At 44.2% G+C, this 19,192-nt stretch carries 17 protein-coding genes; 8 read left to right on the top strand and 9 right to left on the bottom strand.

Going from position 1 to position 19,192, the window contains the following annotated elements; all coding sequences use genetic code 11:
* Window positions 1-113: 113 nt before the first annotated feature.
* A complete protein-coding gene (locus ACVA53_RS21075) occupies window positions 114-293 on the bottom strand; it encodes a hypothetical protein (RefSeq protein WP_255043840.1) in 180 nt (59 codons plus the stop codon).
* Window positions 294-451: 158 nt separating this feature from the next.
* A complete protein-coding gene (locus ACVA53_RS21070; RefSeq protein ID WP_446506163.1) occupies window positions 452-2,803 on the bottom strand; it encodes a glycosyl hydrolase family 18 protein in 2,352 nt (783 codons plus the stop codon).
* A gap of 462 nt (window positions 2,804-3,265) precedes the next feature.
* On the opposite strand from ACVA53_RS21070, the gene ACVA53_RS21065 reads away from it, so the two are divergent.
* The 3 genes from ACVA53_RS21065 to ACVA53_RS21055 all read left to right on the top strand — a co-directional run bounded on the left by ACVA53_RS21065 (window position 3,266) and on the right by ACVA53_RS21055 (window position 6,663).
* The gene (locus ACVA53_RS21065) at window positions 3,266-4,171 is read left to right on the top strand and encodes a chemotaxis protein (RefSeq protein WP_446506162.1); all 906 of its coding nucleotides are present in this window, start codon (window positions 3,266-3,268) and stop codon (window positions 4,169-4,171) included.
* A 443-nt stretch (window positions 4,172-4,614) separates the two neighbouring features.
* A complete protein-coding gene (locus ACVA53_RS21060; protein ID WP_446506161.1) occupies window positions 4,615-6,096 on the top strand; it encodes an FMN-binding glutamate synthase family protein in 1,482 nt (493 codons plus the stop codon).
* Between the two features lie 258 nt (window positions 6,097-6,354).
* Window positions 6,355-6,663 (top strand): hypothetical protein, encoded by a 309-nt coding sequence (locus ACVA53_RS21055; RefSeq protein ID WP_255043845.1) that lies wholly within the window; start codon window positions 6,355-6,357, stop codon window positions 6,661-6,663.
* 75 nt (window positions 6,664-6,738) lie between these two features.
* Here ACVA53_RS21055 and ACVA53_RS21050 read toward each other — a convergent pair whose 3' ends face one another.
* Window positions 6,739-9,174 carry a response regulator gene (locus tag ACVA53_RS21050; RefSeq protein WP_446506160.1) on the bottom strand — a complete coding sequence of 812 codons (2,436 nt, stop codon included), beginning with the start codon at window positions 9,172-9,174 and terminating at the stop codon, window positions 6,739-6,741.
* Between the two features lie 88 nt (window positions 9,175-9,262).
* Between ACVA53_RS21050 and ACVA53_RS21045 the strand changes: the two genes are divergently transcribed.
* A complete protein-coding gene (locus ACVA53_RS21045) occupies window positions 9,263-10,024 on the top strand; it encodes a substrate-binding periplasmic protein (protein WP_446506159.1) in 762 nt (253 codons plus the stop codon).
* Window positions 10,025-10,108: 84 nt separating this feature from the next.
* On the opposite strand, the gene ribA is transcribed toward ACVA53_RS21045, so the two are convergent.
* The 5 genes from ribA to hdfR all read right to left on the bottom strand — a co-directional run bounded on the left by ribA (window position 10,109) and on the right by hdfR (window position 13,666).
* Complete coding sequence (ribA, locus tag ACVA53_RS21040) at window positions 10,109-11,161, bottom strand: GTP cyclohydrolase II (RefSeq protein ID WP_446506158.1); 1,053 nt, start codon at window positions 11,159-11,161, stop codon at window positions 10,109-10,111.
* Between the two features lie 430 nt (window positions 11,162-11,591).
* Window positions 11,592-11,774, bottom strand: a complete 183-nt coding sequence (locus ACVA53_RS21035) for an ATPase (protein WP_255043887.1) — start codon at window positions 11,772-11,774, stop codon at window positions 11,592-11,594.
* Between the two features lie 84 nt (window positions 11,775-11,858).
* Entirely contained in the window at window positions 11,859-12,182 is a 324-nt protein-coding gene (locus tag ACVA53_RS21030; protein WP_255043852.1) for a DUF6916 family protein, read from the bottom strand.
* A 125-nt stretch (window positions 12,183-12,307) separates the two neighbouring features.
* Window positions 12,308-12,466: a hypothetical protein gene (locus ACVA53_RS21025; RefSeq protein WP_255043853.1), complete on the bottom strand. Its 159-nt coding sequence runs from the start codon at window positions 12,464-12,466 to the stop codon at window positions 12,308-12,310.
* Window positions 12,467-12,805: 339 nt separating this feature from the next.
* Window positions 12,806-13,666: an HTH-type transcriptional regulator HdfR gene (hdfR, locus tag ACVA53_RS21020; RefSeq protein WP_255043855.1), complete on the bottom strand. Its 861-nt coding sequence runs from the start codon at window positions 13,664-13,666 to the stop codon at window positions 12,806-12,808.
* Window positions 13,667-13,829: 163 nt separating this feature from the next.
* Here hdfR and maoP point away from each other — a divergent pair, with 163 nt between their 5' ends.
* The 3 genes from maoP (at window position 13,830) to ACVA53_RS21005 (ending at window position 17,281) form a co-directional block, all read left to right on the top strand.
* Window positions 13,830-14,180: a DUF413 domain-containing protein gene (maoP, locus tag ACVA53_RS21015; protein ID WP_255043857.1), complete on the top strand. Its 351-nt coding sequence runs from the start codon at window positions 13,830-13,832 to the stop codon at window positions 14,178-14,180.
* Window positions 14,181-14,286: 106 nt separating this feature from the next.
* Window positions 14,287-15,315, top strand: coding sequence for a glutathione synthase (gshB, locus tag ACVA53_RS21010; RefSeq protein WP_446506157.1), 1,029 nt, complete (start codon window positions 14,287-14,289; stop codon window positions 15,313-15,315).
* The gene (locus ACVA53_RS21005; protein WP_446506156.1) at window positions 15,299-17,281 is read left to right on the top strand and encodes a flavohemoglobin expression-modulating QEGLA motif protein; all 1,983 of its coding nucleotides are present in this window, start codon (window positions 15,299-15,301) and stop codon (window positions 17,279-17,281) included. Before gshB ends, ACVA53_RS21005 begins: the two co-directional genes overlap by 17 nt.
* Before the next feature lie 62 nt (window positions 17,282-17,343).
* Here ACVA53_RS21005 and ACVA53_RS21000 read toward each other — a convergent pair whose 3' ends face one another.
* Entirely contained in the window at window positions 17,344-17,739 is a 396-nt protein-coding gene (locus ACVA53_RS21000) for a VOC family protein (RefSeq protein ID WP_255043863.1), read from the bottom strand.
* 399 nt (window positions 17,740-18,138) lie between these two features.
* On the opposite strand from ACVA53_RS21000, the gene ACVA53_RS20995 reads away from it, so the two are divergent.
* Window positions 18,139-19,137, top strand: a complete 999-nt coding sequence (locus ACVA53_RS20995) for a YdcF family protein (protein WP_255043864.1) — start codon at window positions 18,139-18,141, stop codon at window positions 19,135-19,137.
* Window positions 19,138-19,192: the final 55 nt, after the last annotated feature.

Genomic DNA, 19,192 nt, shown 5'->3' with positions numbered 1-19,192 from the left:
ATCCACGTTCAGTGCTCTATATTCCTAGCCGATATCCATTGAGATATAAGCGCTAGTGCTTAACCGAATGGCATTAAACCTTGTGTTGGCTTTTCCTAACCAGACAAAGTCAATCATTTTGAAGGGTACTCACCCGTTTTACCTTTATCTGAATCGCTCGTTACAGTCCAGTGCTCGTTAGAATCATATGCTTCATCGCAGATATCTAACGAGAAGCCCATATCCACGATTTCTTTTAATGTGAGGTTATCGGCAAGCTTTGCTATGTCACCTGATTTATTACGTAATTCCATATCCATCTACCTCTTAACAAACGCCCTTTCACCATATTAAATATAGTGGTCATGCGGTCACTTGTCCTGCAAGTAAGAAAAAGGCCCGCAAATTGCGGGCCTTAATTAAGAATGTCATCACTAAATTCATATTGAATCAGAAGCTTAACGCATCGATGTTAAATTTGTTGCCAAGGACCACCAGCATTTGCCGGCTGCTCACCTTTAGTCCACCACTTCGCTTTGTATGTCTGACCATTAAATGTGACTTGATCGCCACCTGAATAGGATTTGCTTGCGCTCCACTCACCCACACTCCCATCATCAAATGCTTCCCAAGCAGAGCTATTCCCTGGTTCTTCACCTTTGGTCCACCATTTCGCGGTATATTTCACACCATTGAACAGTACTGTATCACCAGTGTTGTAGACCTTGTTTTGATCCCAAGTCGTTTGGCCAGCTGTCGAGTCAGCTTGTACAGTCACAGCAATCGTCGCGGCTTCACTGGCAATGCCATCAGAAACAGTAACCGTCACATCAACAACGGTATCCACTGTGACAGTAGGTGCAGTAAAAATAATATCAGCACCAGTTGCGGTAGTTGCTATTGAGCCTTCAGAAGCAGTGAAAGTCAGTAAATCACCATCGGCATCTTCCGCTTGGACACTGATCACTACGCTCTGTCCACTCTTCACCGTCGCATTCAACGGCGCAGTCAGTACTGGCGGCGTATTATCTACGATACCGCTACCTTTAACGTTAATAACAACAGAACTCGTGGCCGACTTACGTCCATCAGAGACTTTCACCGTAACGGTATCTTGCATGTCCGTCGCAGTATTAGGGGCTTGATAAGTGACAGTCGCAGTACCGTCACCGTTATCAATCACGGTTGCATTAGTCACGGTAAAGCTCAGGAGATCGCTCTCTGCATCTGTCGCAGACACAGCAAAACTGATCACAGCACCAGCATCAACATTTTGCGAGGCTGGTACGGTCAAGGCTGGTGCAGTGTTTACAGTGCCATCACCAGCTGAGAATACCTTGTCGATTGCTTCAGCCAAAGGTGAGCTAAGGTTAGTACATTGCTTCAGCTTAGTACCGTAGCTAACAAACGAACCTTCACACTTTATATCGCCATGTACCTGCCAGACAATAACACCGCCAAGCTGGTTATCGACAATATACTGCGCTTTTTGCTCGATCGAAGGCACATCGTCATAGCTGAGGAAGTACTTCCCCTTCACCGCGTAAGGAACTTCAGCATTGGCATCCCACATATGCTCCCAGCCAGCGGCTTGCATAATATAGTTATAGTTTGGCTGCCCTTCGAACTCTTTCCAGTTGTCTAGGTCAACAGCAGACTCTGTAGGGCCATCAACACTAAAGTTCACGGTGCGCTTGTCTGTTGGAGCCCCGACATACGCGGTTGCTTCGGTGGTTTGGACCCCACGGCCATAGAACGCCGCACCGAAGTTAATTTTATCTGACGGGATCCCTTTGGCTGCCATCCACACACGAAGATGATCAAGATCTAAATCCTGATACTCTTCTTCCGGGTATGGGTATAGCGGTGCATTGTGCCCCGCAACATTAGACCACCCACCATTTAGGTCGTAGGTCATCATATTGAAGGAGTCCATCGATGCAACCAAGCGTGGCCAATTATAGCCTTCGAGTTTCGCTGTAGAAGCTGAAAATGCCGCTGTCAGCAACTTGTTAGGGCCAATACGCTCGCGGATATCTTCCATTAATAGTTCAAAATTGCCGTAATCTTCCGGGTTACCCTGAAAGTTCATTCCACCGGTTCCTGGGTATTCCCAGTCAATATCGATACCATCGAAGCCCAATGCCATTAATTTATCGACATCTGCCAAGAAACGGGCTTTTTTCACCGGATCCGCCGCCATTTCAGGAAAGTGCTTTGACATACTCCATCCCCCCAGTGACGCCATCACTTTCACCCCTTTCTGATGGGCAAGATCAATCAGGCCGGGAGCACCACCCGCTTTCTTAAGTGGGATCGGCATTTGGCCAGAAACACCGCTTGGTGTATGAAGCCAGCCGTTACCTGATTTAACAAAGCCTTGCTCTTGAACTTTTCGCAGTGCATCCGCTTCCCAAGCTTCATTGCCTGGGAACTGATGGATATACTCTAATTCGCCCCACAGAATATGGAAGTCCCAGCTAGAGTAAACATCCGGATGTAGCAGGGGACCAGGCTCCTGCACAGCACTCGGTTGATAGATATTTTTATTGCGTAAGTCGCCACTGTGTAGCGAACCGTCTTTGGCTACGCCGAAAAAAGAGAAGTTCAAAATGGAGTAAATATCCATATTGACGTTCAAGTGTGTGGCTTCCCCTTTCACACTGAACCCAGCATTCGTCCCTTTCCATGCTTCCCACTGAGTAATATAACCAATGACATTCTTGTCATGGGTTGGAGCGGCCTGGACACTTGTGGCAGTGCCTGCCATCAGCATGGCTGCCATAGCGCATGCCAATTTACTCAGGTGTAATCCCTTTTGCATTTTTGTTCTCCACGTAATGGTTGTACCAACCTACATAAGTGTTTGATCAACCTTGCAGGTTAAAATACTTGATCAACGACTGATCCAGATTGGTATTATTGGAAGTAAAAATTGAAGGCACATTTTTTTCGCCCTCAAAAAAGTTCCATTAAGTGTTAGCTAGGTTTTTATGATGTGTGAAAGCAAAAATGTACCCCTAGCGGCGTTTTTAATGTCATTTCAAATCAATATGAAATAGTCATGCAAGATAGCGACAAAACATCGATAGCCGTTCAAAATTTAACCGCGCAGCAAAACATTGAATGATAGAGGGAAAATATATCGCTTATCTATATGGCTGAAGATCAAAGTCCGACCATTTATCTACCGCAGCCTGTTCCATCCTCACTATTTACCGTTAAAATATACTGATTGAGGCACCGCACGTTAGGCGTGACCCATAATATAAAAAAGGGACAAGCAATGATTAAAGCAGCAACAAATCAATCTCAGGGGATGCTGTTATTTAAACTGACTCATCTGCAGTCTTTTGCCATTGGCACACTTAAGGTAAAAGAAATTGTTCCCTTTACCCCGTTAACCGCTATCCCTCATTCGCATCCGACAGTCTTAGGTGCCGCTACCTTACGCGGCGATACCCTGCCTGTTATTGACATGGCGAAGGCCGTGGGCTATCCCCCTCTTTCTAAGGATGAGCTCAAAAACAGCTATATCATCATTACCGACTGCCGCCGTATGTTGGTAGGTTTTCTTGTCCGAGGCATTGACCGTATTACCGAGTGTAATTGGCACAATATTGACTCGCCGCCCAGCGCTCTGGGTAAGAACGTGTTCGTCACTGGCGTTACCAAGGTTGATAATAAATTGGTCCAACTACTGGATGTAGAGCTACTTCTGTCGAAGGTGTTTCCGGACAACCCAGATAGCCTACAGCCCATTTTGACCGACATGGAACGTGAAGTATTGAGGCCGCTGAAGATTCTACTGGTTGATGACTCAGCGGTTGCAAGACGGCAGTTGTCACAAGCCCTTGACAGTATTTCCATTCCCTACTTTATTGCGACAAATGGCCATGATGCTCTTGAGATGCTCAAGCATGCAGCAGGAGCCGGTACGCCATTTGACATTCTGGTCAGTGACATTGAAATGCCAGGGCTTGATGGTTATGAGCTTGCTTTTGAGGTACAGAACACAACACAACTCTCGCATGCTTATATTATTTTGCACACCTCTCTATCTAGCGAAATCAGCGTATCGCAAGCGCACCAGGTAGGCGCGCATGAAGCGCTGACAAAATTTGAAGCCAATGAGCTAATCCATGCCATGCTTCGCGGCGCTGAAAAGAAGAACAGCTTAACTGCGGCATAAACGCGATACCGTCACATCCGGGAGCTATACACTCCCACATAAAGCCAAATATTCTCGTTTGGCTTTATAGCCCTCCTTTCCCCTCAGCAATAGCATACCCACTCCTTCGTTGACGCTTATTAAAAGGGAATGACATTCCTGTAAAGCTGCGCCTTGTTGTAATACCAATCTGGATAAGTAGTTGATCAAGCATTTGCACTGGAAAAATCGTTGTTATCAAGGCAGAGATTGCAGTAACTAGTGGCTCTAATTACAAAATATCTAACGTAGAGAACAGCGATTTTAACCTGCAAGGCAGATCAAATATTTATGTAGGTTGGTATAACTTGGGTATAGGGATAAAAAGGTGAAATTAATCTTCACCAGCACGTTCTTTATTCCTAATTAAACTAATCTGATACCCATCCATTGAACATAGATCGCGTTTTCACCTTGGAGGCACTATGGGCGATTCATTAATCTTCGGCATTAATTTTCTATCAGGGCTATTCATTATCTTTGTCGGGCTAGGTGTAGTTGCGGTGATATACATGTACATCACTGACATCCACCAGCACAACCATGCTATTCGTCATAACTACCCTGTGATTGGCCGTTTCCGCTATTTATTCGAAAAACAAGGGGAGTTCTTCCGCCAGTACTTTTTTGCCATGGATCGAGAAGAAATGCCTTTCAACCGAGCGGAACGAAGTTGGGTATACAAAGCCGCCAAAAACATTGACCGCACTCTTGCCTTCGGTTCAACCCGAAGCCTTGAACCAACGGGGACCATCATGTTCATGAACTGCGCTTTTCCAACACTGGAAGAGGATGCCGTCACTCCTGCCCCCATCACCATAGGTCCCACCTGTCGCACTCCCTATACCACCAGCTCAATTTTCAATATTTCAGGGATGAGTTACGGCGCAATATCTAAGCCAGCCGTCCAAGCGCTGTCACACGGTGCCAAAATAGCGGGTTGCTGGATGAACACAGGGGAAGGAGGCTTGAGTCCTTATCACTTAGAAGGCGGCGCCGATATTGTATTCCAGATCGGTACAGCCAAATACGGCGTCAGGAACGCAGAAGGTCACCTCAGCAAAGAGAAGCTCGAAGAAATCGCGGCTCACCCTCAAGTCAAAATGTTTGAGATCAAAATGAGCCAAGGGGCTAAACCCGGTAAAGGTGGGATATTACCCGGCGGCAAAGTGACAGCCGAGATAGCTAAAATTCGTGGCATTCCCGAAGGTCAAGACTCAATCAGCCCTAACGGACATATCGATATCCGTACTGTTGGGGATTTACTGGATATGATTGATTTCATCCGGCAGACCACAGGTAAACCGGTCGGTTTTAAATCCGTTATCGGTTCGTTAACCTGGTTTGATGACTTTTTGGAAGAAATTGAACGCCGAGGGAAAAACAGTGCTCCGGACTTTATTACCATCGACAGTGCAGATGGTGGTACAGGGGCTGCGCCTCAGCCACTTATCGACTATGTTGGACTACCACTGAAAGAGAGTTTACCGCTTGTTGTTGCCAGACTGGAAAAACACCAGCTGAAAAATCACATAAAAGTCATTGCATCAGGAAAGCTGATCACACCATCCAAAGTGGCCTGGGCCATTGCACTCGGTGCTGACTTTGTCGTTTCAGCCCGCGGGCATATGTTTGCCCTTGGTTGTATCCAGGCGATGCAATGTAACAAAAATACCTGCCCAACAGGCATAACGACGCACAACAAGCGACTACAACAAGGGCTGCATGTGGAAGATAAAACCCAACGAGTCGCCAATTACAATAAGTATATTCATTATGGCTTAGGGGTCATCGCCCACTCCTGTGGTGTATCCAATGCCCGGCTACTTAACAAGTCACACATTCGAATAGTGACAGAGAATGGCTTATCCATCGCACTGGATAAACTCTATGAGAACCATCAATAGACCGTTTCCGTCAATGCGTAATTTCAATTAGAAATTAAAAACAACGTTTTCAATAAACTCAATGGTTAAATAAGCAGCACACAACAACTTATCCTAGACTAATTGATGGTAATGAACGGTGTTTTAATATACTTTTGGCACCCAGCGCCTTTGAATGCACTCAAAGGCGCATTTTCAACTGTTTTTACCTTGCTCTGACATTGCCTGACAAAAGCCGTGTCAAAGTAACCTCACTGACTGACAACATATTATTAAATCATGATATCCCGCACAATCGCAGCTATTGCATTACTGACAGCATCCGCATTCTCTTACGCTTCCCCTGAGCTGCTTGCCCCTATTGAAGTCCATAATATACAACTTAACGCTGTAGAAACGCTCATCATCGATGGTGATATCAATGACAGCCTACAGCAACTGGTGAACAACAAACTGAAAGATAAAAGTAGCGATTTCTACGTCATTGATGAAATATCAGAAGATACCTTCAACAATACACTGACGGTTGTGATTACCCTGTACAACCAACACCTATCGTTTCTGAGTGAAGATTTGTCTCTCAGCTAAAGACAAAAGATCATATATCAAAAACAGCGCCGCAAAGGGCGCTGTTTATAAATAACTCATGCTAAACATCCCCCGTCAGGAGACTGGCACAACCGCGTGTTGTTCAAGCTTATGCTTCAAGATCTTTAAAGATACAGGCTTAGAAACAAAGTCATTCATACCAGCGGCAAAACATTTATCTTTTTCTTCTTTCACGACATTGGCAGTGAGAGCAACAATCGGTGTAAAACCTCCAGTTTGCTTCTCTATTTCACGGATCTGACGAGTCGCTTCAAAGCCATCCATGACTGGCATCTGGCAATCCATGAATATCACATCAAAGTGCTTCTCTTGGTAGAGATCCACCGCGAGTTGGCCATTTTCTACCACCTCAACAATCGCACCGGCTTTCTCCAACATCATCCTTGCCACTTTCTGGTTGATCAGGGTATCTTCAACCACCAAAACCCTAACCGTCAGTTCGCCTTGCTGTGAGGCTTCGTTCCCCTTAACACTTTCTGTTAATGCTTTAGCACCAAGAGTATTATCGCCATCGTCACGCTTGTTTGACTTACTCTTCAACACGGGGGGTTGCACTGCTTCTTCTATCACTTTTTGAGGTTGAGCACGAACAGTATTCTTATCTGGCCGAGACGGCACTGGCTCCAGTACCCTTTCCTTGTCTACCCCCCCTGTTTGTGGAGAGAGCAACTTCAATATCGCCCACTTCAAATGCGCATCTTTATATGGCCTAGTCAGAAAAGATTTTATACCTAGGTTCAGCGCTTTCTCTTCATCATTCATTTCTGGCGCTGCAGAAATCATCATTAACTTCGGACAATTAGCCCCAAAATGCTCCTGTAGCAGCTTGGCTAGTTCAAAGCCATCAAGCAGTGGCATAAACTTATCAATGATCACCACGTCGAAACTGACCCCTTGTGTCATTGCCTTTTCAGCCATCGGGATTACCATATTTGGATCGAGGCAACTTACCGCTTTTGCTCCAAAAGCTTCGAGTTGCACCGTTGTAATACGCATATTCAACATGCTGTCGTCAACAAGAAGAAAATTCAGTCCTTCAAAAATAGATCGCTCTTCTACAGGGATAGTTACTTTTTCAGATGGTAAGTCAATCACGAAAGAAAAAATGCTGCCTTCACCGGGTTGGCTTTCAACGCTGACCTCCCCTCCCATAAGCTTGACCATTTCCCGGCAGATTGCCAATCCCAAACCGGTGCCACCATATTGCCTTGTCGTACTGCCATCTGCCTGCTGAAATTTTTCAAAAATGGTGTCTTGCTTATCCTTTGCGACTCCAATGCCTGTATCAGCAACTGAAAATTTAACTCGACAATAATCCTTTGTGCTTTTCTGTTGCTCAATAGAAAGCGAGACTTGACCTTTATCGGTGAACTTAATCGCATTACTCACTAAATTATTTAGAACTTGCCTCAACTTAGCCCCGTCCCCCGCTAGCATAGGACTAATACTTTTATCAACCGAGCATGTAAAATTCAGGCCCTTCTCTGCTGCTTTGACTATAAACAGGGACTCAACTTCTTTGTTCAGCTCAAACACATTAAGCGGCACAGTTTCCAACTCCAACTGACCCGCTTCTATTTTTGAAAAATCGAGGATATCGTTAATCAAATCAAGCAGAGACAATGAAGAGGTATGGAGCATTCTAATATATTCTTTTTGATCAGTAGGCATCGACATGTCACGCATCAAACCTGATAACCCAATAATGCCATTCATCGGAGTACGGATTTCATGGCTCATATTGGCAAGGAACTCACTTTTCTTCAGGTTTGCCTGCTCTGCAGTTTCTCTCGCCGATTCCAGTTCTCTATAGTGGTGTCGAATGTGTTCTGCGGAACGATTGTACTGCGTGGCCAAGGTTGTCATTTCATCATCAAACCAGCGCTTCGTTAACTGCACAGGAAGCGGGACATTTTTTTCATCAAACTTGGTTACCGAAATAGACATCTTGATTAGCGGCTGAACGACAAGTCGATATGCAATAAACCATATACAAACACAGATAAAGAATACTTGGAGGCTATGGCCAAATAGCAGTAAAAGAAACGTATCATAGAGACTCTGATAAACTGGCTGGAGATCAGACTGGACAACCAAAGTGCCAAGTACAAATTCTTTTTTTCTTGTTTGATACGTCAATGGCCACTGCCGCTCAATAACATCCTCAGCAAGGGGGGTGCCTAGCTCAAGGATAATCTGATCACGGTCGAAAATTTTGACATAAGAAATAGAAGGTAAGCTCAAAACCCCTTCAGCCTGTGTCATTAACAATTCGCGATCTTCTACCCACAAGCTCGACGTTAAACTGGACTGGTAACTGTCTTTAATTTGGACAAATCGACTGTCTATCTCTTTTAACTCCCCTTTGTATTCTAGATACAAACTCAACGTCGTTGACAACAATGTAAATAAGGAGCTCAACAAGATAATCAAAAACAGTAACTGCTTAGCCAAGCTCAATTGACGACTTTTTTTTAACGGTCCTGTCACGTCCTTCATCCTTAAACTCGCATCTTCCTATTCCTCGACTAATCTAATAATAGACCTTCAAAACGGAATATTTAGACAAGGATAGAAAATGAAGAAAAAATCGTTATTTTCGTTAGGTTTCGTGTTCGCTCTCCCACTTTTCGCTTCCGAAAGCAATGCTGAAACCATCAATTATTATGTCATTGCCAAACAAGCGGAGCCATTCCAGATTGAAAGTGGAAATAAGCACAAAGGCATAGTGACTGATATTGTCAACGCCGTATTTGAGCAAAGCCAATACAATATCCAATACCACACTTATCCCTTCAACCGTATGATCGCCTTACTAGAAGCAGGCGATGAGACAAACTGGATCACCTATGGCAGCCCGCACTGGGGAGGAGTCCAAGCTGAAAACCTATCAAACTCCCCCATATACAATGTTCAACATGTGTTAGTCAGTAGCAACGCCAGCCCCTTTAATTTCAACACGATGCAAGATTTAAAAGACAAGGTTGTTGTCTTATTACATGGCTTTGACTATCCAGAACTTATTCCTTATATCAAAGAGGGGACGATCGATGAACTAAGAGTTAAAGACTACAGTGCAGCCTTTCGTGTAATAAATAAAATCCCTGGTGATACCGCTTTTGTGGAAATGGCTTCGCGAATTAAGTACAACTTAAAAAAAGAAGACCAGGATAAAAACAAATATATACTGCAGCCTTTTAGTACTGTTATCCCTGACTACCCTATTTATCTCGCATTTGACCCTAAAATGGACCCTGAACTACAGGCGTTTATCAACGAAAGACTCGATACACTAAAGTCAACAGGAAAGATAGATAAAATTGTTGACACTTATTTTTAATCAGCCCATAGGTATAAAGCCATCAATACATAAAAAAAGCCATCTTCTTCAAGATGGCTTTTTTACAATCATATTTCCTTCGTATTACTTAATAAATGAATTATCAAACATATGGCCTAACTTACTGGCTTTAGTTTTCAAGTACCCCTGGTTATACGGGTTATTTCCCTCTTGTAAAGGAACACGCTCAGATATATTTATCCCCGCTTTTTCTAATGCTTTAACCTTCCTCGGATTGTTTGTCATTAACTTTACCGATTCAATATTTAAAAAGCTCAACATTCCCTTACAGAAAGAATAATCTCTCATGTCTGCCGCAAAGCCAAGTGCTTCATTAGCCTCAACAGTATCAGCACCGTTATCTTGAAGATGATAAGCACGGATTTTATTTATTAGGCCAATACCTCGGCCTTCTTGTCTTAGATAAAAGAGCACACCGCTACCAGCATTTACGATATTCTCCATCGCCCTTGATAACTGGAATCCGCAATCACAGCGAGCGCTGAACAAGGCATCTCCAGTCAAGCATTCCGAGTGCAAGCGGATCAGTGGTGGCTCGCCGCTTTTCAGGTCACCGTAAACCAGCGCTAAATGTTCTTTTCCTGTTGCATGCTCAACAAACCCATACATCCGGAATGTACCCCACTGAGTAGGAAGCTTTGCACTATCAACAAAATGGACGTAGTTGAAAGGCTCTTGTTCAGCGAAGTAATCCCTCACTTCCATAAGAATTTTACCCAGTTCATTCTGGCCTTTACCATCACCACCATCCCCCCAGTAACTGTCTTTATGGGAGTGCTCTGTCAATAGCTTGTCACCCGTACTGACCAATAAATGCGTAAAGTGTGGATTCTGACGAAATTTTTCAAAAACAATATAACGCATCACTGAATGGCGTACATCCATCCAGTCCGATTTTACCAAGTGGCCATAATTACGGCTTAATTGAAACGCCTCGTCTGGGGTTGAAGCATTTAGTATTTTTTGTTGAACAGAGTGGTCGGTAAACTTCTGAGCTTGATAATAATGTTCGCTGGTTGGCCAAGTAACGTCACTCAACTGAATAGGACTATCAGCAAAATTAGATAAAAATCCGAAATCTTCGTTGGGCTCATAGAACTGAATTTCTTCAATCATTTATTGCACTCCTAATAAATGAACAATTACAACTAATGGTATTGTAATGCCTCCTTTTACTTACAATTAAGTATAGTTAAAGTATGAGAACCACAACAAAAAAGTTAAACTATTTTATTAGTATTTTTTTTCGTTAAAAGTTAAAGTCATTATAATTTAGAGCGTTATAGATAAACTATTGGTTATCAAACAGAAATTATTACCACAAAATAGTTATAAAGTGTTAGAAGTCTGCCTAGTCAATTAGCCAACCAAAAAGGCTGTAATTAACGAGGACACTTCCTGTTCGAAATTTAAGCAACAGCAAGAAAGTAAGGAAAATATGAGATAAAAAAACGACACCACGATAACTCATGGTGTCGTTTTTTTATCTTTATTAACGCCAAGCCTCAAAACTTAACATTTAAAGGCTTAAGCTTTATAAGCTTTATTATTCGCTTTTAGGTGCTGTTCGTTTACCGGTCATAAACTCTTCAAGCACTTCAGGTGTCAGTTCACCTGCGGCTTCTAAGCGCTTTAGCTCTTCAACAATGCGCTTTTGCTCGTCAATCGATGGAATAGCCAGCTCAGGCTCTTGTTCGATATCTTCTGGAATAGAAATATTGTCTAGCATCATTTCACTCTTGTTTTGCAGTACCTACATTCAAACTCGGAGCAGTATACATGATTTACAACAAGAAATATTGATCAAAAACCATCAACTAAACTGGCCTATGACCAACTCCGTTTCCACTAGTACCTCGTAGTCATGGTCATGCTTGTGAATCACATGCAGTTCCACTTCACCGAGTTTAGGGTGCTTAAAGTGGTAGTGGCCATCAGGAAAATGGGTGCTACCATCACCTTGAAAAGTGATCACAAAATGTTCAATGAACCTGCCAAGGTCATCAAAACCGTGCCGAGGCTGCTGTGTAACACCACTCACCGTAAATTCTGCCTCATGACCGGATTGATCAAAAACTTTAACCTTCTCACCAACCAACTTTTGTACATTTTCCATCGACATTGGATTTCTAGACATTGTGTTAGCCCTTTCAACAGCCATTCTTCTGTCTTTAAGCGTAAACCACTCACCCTAAAAAACCACAAAGGGCGCCATAAGGCCCCCTTTATCGTTAAATCAACCGGTTAAATCGAGTCATTAAATCAATAGCTATCGTCGTACTCCGGATAAGCGTCACGCTGGCGTGCGATACGGCGCTTTTTCTTCTTTGATGATTGGTCGAAATCTTGAAAATCATCTTCAAAATCGAAGTTGTGTTTTGACTTAGACCCTTTAGAGAATTTTTGATCTAACTTAGCCATGCTTGCTTCCTGAAACCATTCCAGAGTAAGTAACAAATACAGATTAATTGAACGCTGGCAACGACACATGCCAACAGCAAAATATCACTACCAAACCGAATTGAAGTGTAACTTTGGATTATGACAAAAATACTAAAGATCATCGGACCGGCGACAAATAGTATCAAGGTCATCAATCCCATAATGCCATTTGTGATATGCATCTATATTCTCTTATCGCTACCTCCTCCAACTTAGAGGAGATATCGAGAGAATAGGAGATCACCGCAATTTATGTACAACAAGTAATTTTACTGGCCACGATAAAATTTGTTGATGATGTGATCTTACGTTTTCCCGCTAAACACTTTCAATAACTTGATTGAACGGCACTGCTAGCATTGATTCCAGCATATCGGCTTTTTCTGTGTCTTCACGCCATACCAAATACAGCGATTGCTCCATTACTGGTGCGTTTTCAACAGGAAACAGCAAACCATCCTGCACACTGCCCGCAACAACAGGCGAAGGCAAGAACCCCACCCCCTTGTTGTTGATCAAAAACTCTAGCGCCATCTTGCTCGAGTGGGTATGCATAATTGGCGTCTTCTGAAGCTCAACAATCCGGCTATGCTCAACCGAAAAACGTGTTCCCCAATCGAGATACACCATTGGCAGTGACTTCACCTTCTCCATCGTGCAGTTTGTTTCTTTGGTAACGAGCTGCAACTGATAATCACGCACTTTAGTCACCTGCAGATTTTCAATCTTTGGTGGCTCAGAGGTAATCGCTACGTCAACACTCTTATCCAACAATTGCTTCGCCAAACTTTGGCGAGGAATAGATTCCAAACGCAGCGCAAGCCCATCGACATGCCGATAGATCCGACTTATCCAATCTGAAATACCGTCGAATTCCCAGAACAGCGATGAGGCCCCAATGGTCACTTGCTGATTAAGCGTCTCGGTCAATGCCACATCCTGCCTTGCCCGTCCCCAAGTTTGCAAAATGGCTTCGGCATAAGGTTGGAGGCGTTCACCGGCAGCAGTTAAATGTACATTTCCGCGTTGACGCGAAAACAGATCATTCCCCAGCTGAGTTTCAAGTTGGCGTATACGAAAGCTCACCGCGGACTGGGTTAAAAACAGGTTATCTGCAGCACGGCCAAAGTGGCGCGTTTTTGTTACTTCCAGAAAGGTTCTAAGTAGTTCAGTATCCACAAGGTCCTCGACATCGAAGATAATAGAATAAAGGCGGCATAATACATGTGTATTCCCCCTCATATTAATCAATATTTTTTATCGTGACGAATAAAATTTCTTACTTTACAAATCAAACAACCTGAAAGAATATCTGCGTAAATTACCTTTGGAAGCATAGCCAATGAGAAGTGTAGGCAAATTTTACGACGATAATAATTTCCCACGAGGTTTCAACCGCTCAGGTGTTTTCACTGTTAGCGAAGCTCAAATACTCGAAAACTATGGTCGCACCATGCGCGGCCTCGCTGAAGGTTCATTGATTCCTGAAACAACTAGTGAGCAAGAGTTTTTGGCCGAAATCAGCGGCAGTAAAGAAATTCAAACCAACTATGCCAAGTGCTGGTTTAAGTATTTGAACAAAACCACCAACAAAGTCCGTAGTTACACACTTTGTGTTTCACAAAGAAGGCAAAGTGCTAACGACTTTGATGATGATGATGTCGAGACTGATATCGATATCTTAACTGAGTAAAGTACCTTTACTCATCTATTACCCATTACGAATAAGCCATCCACCTCCGTGCGATGGCTTATTTATTTATACCCCTGTCAAGGTTGACAGTAATTAGGCGACTGCTATGAAAATTTGTTTTGTTATGTATCCGTGGGACAAAGTTGAGCCAGAGAATGACTCGACATTACGTCTGATCCACGAGGCTGCCTCGCGCGGTCACACGGTCGCCATTACAACACCGAATAATCTGACTATGCGACACAGCACGGCTATCGCATTCTGCCAAGTGCTGAAACAGACGGAGGTATCTAGCAATATCCTAAGTTTTTACCGCAAAGCAGAGTTTCGTAAAGTCCAGTTGCCATTGGCAGGTTTCGATGTCATTTTCATGCGCGCCAACCCGCCGCTAGATACCATGGCATTGAACTTCCTCGACTCAGTGCGTGATCACACCTTCATCATGAACGATATCGACGGGTTACGTGTAGCAAATAACAAGCTTTACACTACATCGCTGCCTGATCCGAACAATGAGTTCATCCCGGTGACCCATGTATCGAAAAACCGCGACTACTTGGAGCGCGTGCTGGAAGAAACCCCTAACGATCGCATGATCATGAAGCCGCTGAATGGCTACGGTGGCAAAGGGGTCATCTTGGTTGAGAAAAGTGCCAAGTCGAGCGTGAAGTCACTGTTGGATTTCTATATCGGTGATGACAAGAACTACGTCATTCTTCAAGACTACATCGAAGGTGCTGAAGAAGGTGATGTACGCATCATGATGCTAAACGGCGAGCCTATCGGTGCAATGCGCCGCGTGCCAGCCAAAGACGATGTGCGCTCTAACATTCATGCTGGCGGTAAAGAAGTGAAGCATACATTGACCAAGCAAGAACTGCGTCTGTGTAAGCACATTGGTCCGAAACTGGTTCGCGATGGTCTTTACTTTGTGGGATTGGACGTTATAAACGGCAAACTGGTTGAAGTAAACGTGTTGAGCCCTGGTGGCATCACTCGTATCAACCGCTTGAACCGTACCAAGTTGCAAATGCAAGTTATTGATTTTGTCGAAACGGTTGTTAAGGCAAAAGAAGTCAGCATTACTCGTAAAAATGAATTTCGTCAGGTGATTGCCGATGCTACAACTTTCTGAAGCGGAAGTACTGGAAAGGATCCAGCAGTTCATTCCGTTTGAAGCACAGCTTAACGATGGAAGTTTGACCATTCGTATCAGCGAATATCAGCCATATATCGCCACAGCTCTCCATCATGGTCACAACCTACGCGGTGACCTGATGCCAAACTGTTTGCTTACAGAAGAAGAACGTTACTTCGAGGAAGATCCCTTCACCGGTGATTTCATTTCCTCGCTGCCAATCGTTCTTCAAGGCGAAGACTCGCGCTACGAGTACGACTTGAACCGTGCGCCTGAAAACTGCATCTATGATGAAGCATGGGGCAAACCGGTTTGGCAAACAGCGATCACCGATGAGGAGCGTGCGGTTTCGCTGGCAAAACACGACGGTTATTACCGTATTCTAGCGTGTCTTATTGACACGCTAGAAAGCCAGTTCGGTCTTTGCCTGTTGTATGACGTTCATTCGTACAACTACCAGCGCATTGACCGTAATGTGCCTGTGTTCAACCTGGGCACAAAGCAGGTCAACACGCGTCGCTGGCGCAAAGAAATTGATAGCTTGGTCGATAAGCTGCGCAACATCGAGCTCCCGAATGTTGAGGTAACCGCTGAAGTCAATGATGTTTTCCAAGGTATGGGCTATCAAGCCAGCTTTGTGAAATCCAACTTCACCAATACACTGATCATGCCGTTGGAAGTGAAGAAAGTCTTCATGGATGAGGCCCGCGGTGAAAGCTTCCCGCTGGTTATTGACAAGCTTCGCGCTGAGATGAAAAACGTACTGACCGAACACGCCGCAGAAACCATTTTGCGCCGGACAAAGGTTAAAAAGCTGACAGGCAGCCATGTGCTGGCTTCTAAGTTGCCTCGTGAAGTACTCAAGCTCGATCGCCAACTGTTTTCGATTGCAAGGGGTGTCAATACACTTGGCTATATCACCCCGCTGAATATCAAACAGGAAAAACGCCGGTTCTTGCACCGTCCTTATGACTACCAGTTGAACTTTACTTATCGTCAGCTGGATTTGGACCCGTTCAAGTTCCGCGAGCAACTATACCGCTTGCCGGTAGAAGATATCCGTGACGCGGATATCCAAGCAATGTACCGCAAGGTGATTGATCAACTCGCGGTTCGTATCGACTTGCTGACCAGTATTGGTAGCGATGAGTTCCTATACAACTCGTTACGCTACTATGGCCAGCCGGATCAGAACGATATCGCCAACGCGAATTTCTTCTTGCACGCCGGTGAATACAGCGAACCAGAAGAGGAAACCATTTCAGCCCAAGAAGCGATTCAGGCTTTTAAGCAAGCCGCCGATGAATATGGGTTGAAATGTAAAGTTGCAGGTTCTAAACAGCTTATCGCCCGTGCAATGGTCAGTGGCCGGACAATCAAGGTTAACCAAACGGCAAAATTCAACCGTAAGGATCTTGATGCCCTTATCCACCATGAACTAGGGGTTCACCTGGTAACTAGCGCCAATGCCGATATACAGCCATTGAAGGTGCTTAAATTGGGTTTACCGGGCAACACCCATACCCAGGAAGGCTTGGCGATTTTATGTGAGCATTTATCGGGTAGCTTCCCTCTACACCGTTTAAAAACACTGGCATTACGTGTGGTGGCCGTCGATATGATGGTCAAAGGTGAAAGCTTTAATGAGACCTTCCATGTGCTAAAACATGATTATGGGATCAGTAACGATCAAGCCTTCACCATTACGGCCCGTGCGTATCGTGGAGGAGGCTTCACCAAAGACTACCTCTATCTGAAAGGGTTGAAAGATGCATTGCATGCCTATGCCAATGACGATCTGACATCGTTGTTTATCGGTAAAACTGGTTTTGAATTCAAGCCATTGCTTGATGAGTTAATCACCCGTGAGATCCTCAAAAAGCCGACTTATATGCCAAAAGCATTGGCTATGAAGGATACCAGCGATCCTATCATTAACTACATGCTCAAATGCATTAAGTAACGCCGGCTTCAAAAACATAAAAGCCGCGAGAGTCATTCCTTGCGGCTTTCTGTTATGTCAATTCACTCACACTCTTTTTGCTCGTAAGCAATGACAGAAACAATCGCACCGTCTTGATCGCTGATAGCACAAATACGGCCAACACCGGGAATATCTTTGGGCTCATAGACAGCACACCCGCCCGCAGTCTTCGCTGCTTCTACCGTCGCATCAACATCATCAACCGTAATATAACTCCCCCAGTGGTTGGGAATATTCTCATACCCTTTGGGTTTACCCATGATACCGCCAACAGGTTGACCTCCCGCTTTGACAATATGGTAGGTCCCCTCCTCCATTGGCATCGCTTCAACTTCCCAACCGATAACCTGACGGTAAAATGCTATCGCTTTCTCAGGATCATCAGTCATTAACTCAGACCAGCTGAATGCACCATGTTGCTCAAAAACATTTGCCATACGTTTCTCCTTATCGACAATATACCAATCTGGATAAGCATTTAATCAAGGATTTGCGCAAGAAAAATCGTTGTTATCAAGGCAGAGATTGCAGCAACTAGTGGCGCTAATTATAAAATCTCTAACACAGAGAACAGCGATTTTAACCAGCAAGACTGATCAAATATTTATGTAGGTTGGTATTACATATCTGCTATTAAAGCTAGCCCAACTCGTCAAATCTGGGCCTATTTATACTGCTTTTCAATAAAAATACACGGGGTAAAATCACCTCTTGCTATCTTGATCCGCATTCTGTTTTTTAATGATTTTGACATGCACAGTACTTTGCTTTTATCAGTATGAAGGATACGATGAACCAATGTATCGTGAGAATTAGAGAGGATTGGTCGGGTAAACATGGACGATATCCAGCGGGCACTGGATGCCTACAATAGCCCCAGACGCCACAACTTCAATTTAAACGGCAAAGCCGTCTCGAACCTTGAAGCCGTGCAGCATTTCTTATCTCAAGCTTTGTGCTTGGCAAAGGATACTGGAAAAGCTGATATCCTCATGACCATGGCCAACATCAATAGCTTCCAAGGGAATATAGACCAAGCAATACACAGCTATAATCAAGCATTGTTAAGCGCTAACCACCACCAGCAGATCAAACTCAATAGCTACCTTGCGGTATGGCATCATTTCCTAGGAAAACCTCAACTCGTCACTGCGCACATAGAGCAAATCTCTCATCTCGATCCAAAAAGTGCAAAGGCTATAACGGGTGTTATCACTATTATTGAAAATAACCTCGATACCCCTATCCTTTACCACCACACTGGCTCTCTCCCAATATCAAACTGTTCTTCACGCCATGCCATTGTAACGCTAGGTTATAAGCTCAATAGCGACGGCTCTATCGCTAAGCCTTTAGTACTGAGACTGAAGCACACCCTCAAGCTTGCGACCCAGTCACCAAACAGCTTAATCATTGTCACTGGTGGTGTTGAGACAGCTGGCATCACCGAAGCCGATCAGATGCAAACATGGCTAGTCGAAAAAGGAGTAAGTATCAGCAGAATAATAAAAGAAGAAAAAGCGGCCAACACCATAGATAACGCCCAGCTCAGCCTGGAGATATTGCAACGTCGCCAAATCCAACATGCCACTTTGGTTAGCGCGTCGATTCACGTACACCGTTCACAAATACTGTTCGAGACCATTCAAGATAGCCAGCAACAAAACGGCTACAAAATGCCTGACTCCCACATCGCTTTTAACCATCTCGCCGTTGATGACGAATTATCACCCGGGCGTTTTCCTAGCGGTCAAACACGCATTAACTGTTACATTGATGCGCTGCGTGGTTATGGGTTGGCGGCGTTTAGTTGTGGTGACCTTCGACAAATATGATCAAAAATAAAAAGGACCCGTCATGGGCCTAATTTCCACCCCCCTCATGGGCCGG

It is taken from the genome of Photobacterium sp. DNB23_23_1 (assembly GCF_052873815.1).
This window is presented reverse-complemented; position numbering and strand designations above follow the sequence as displayed.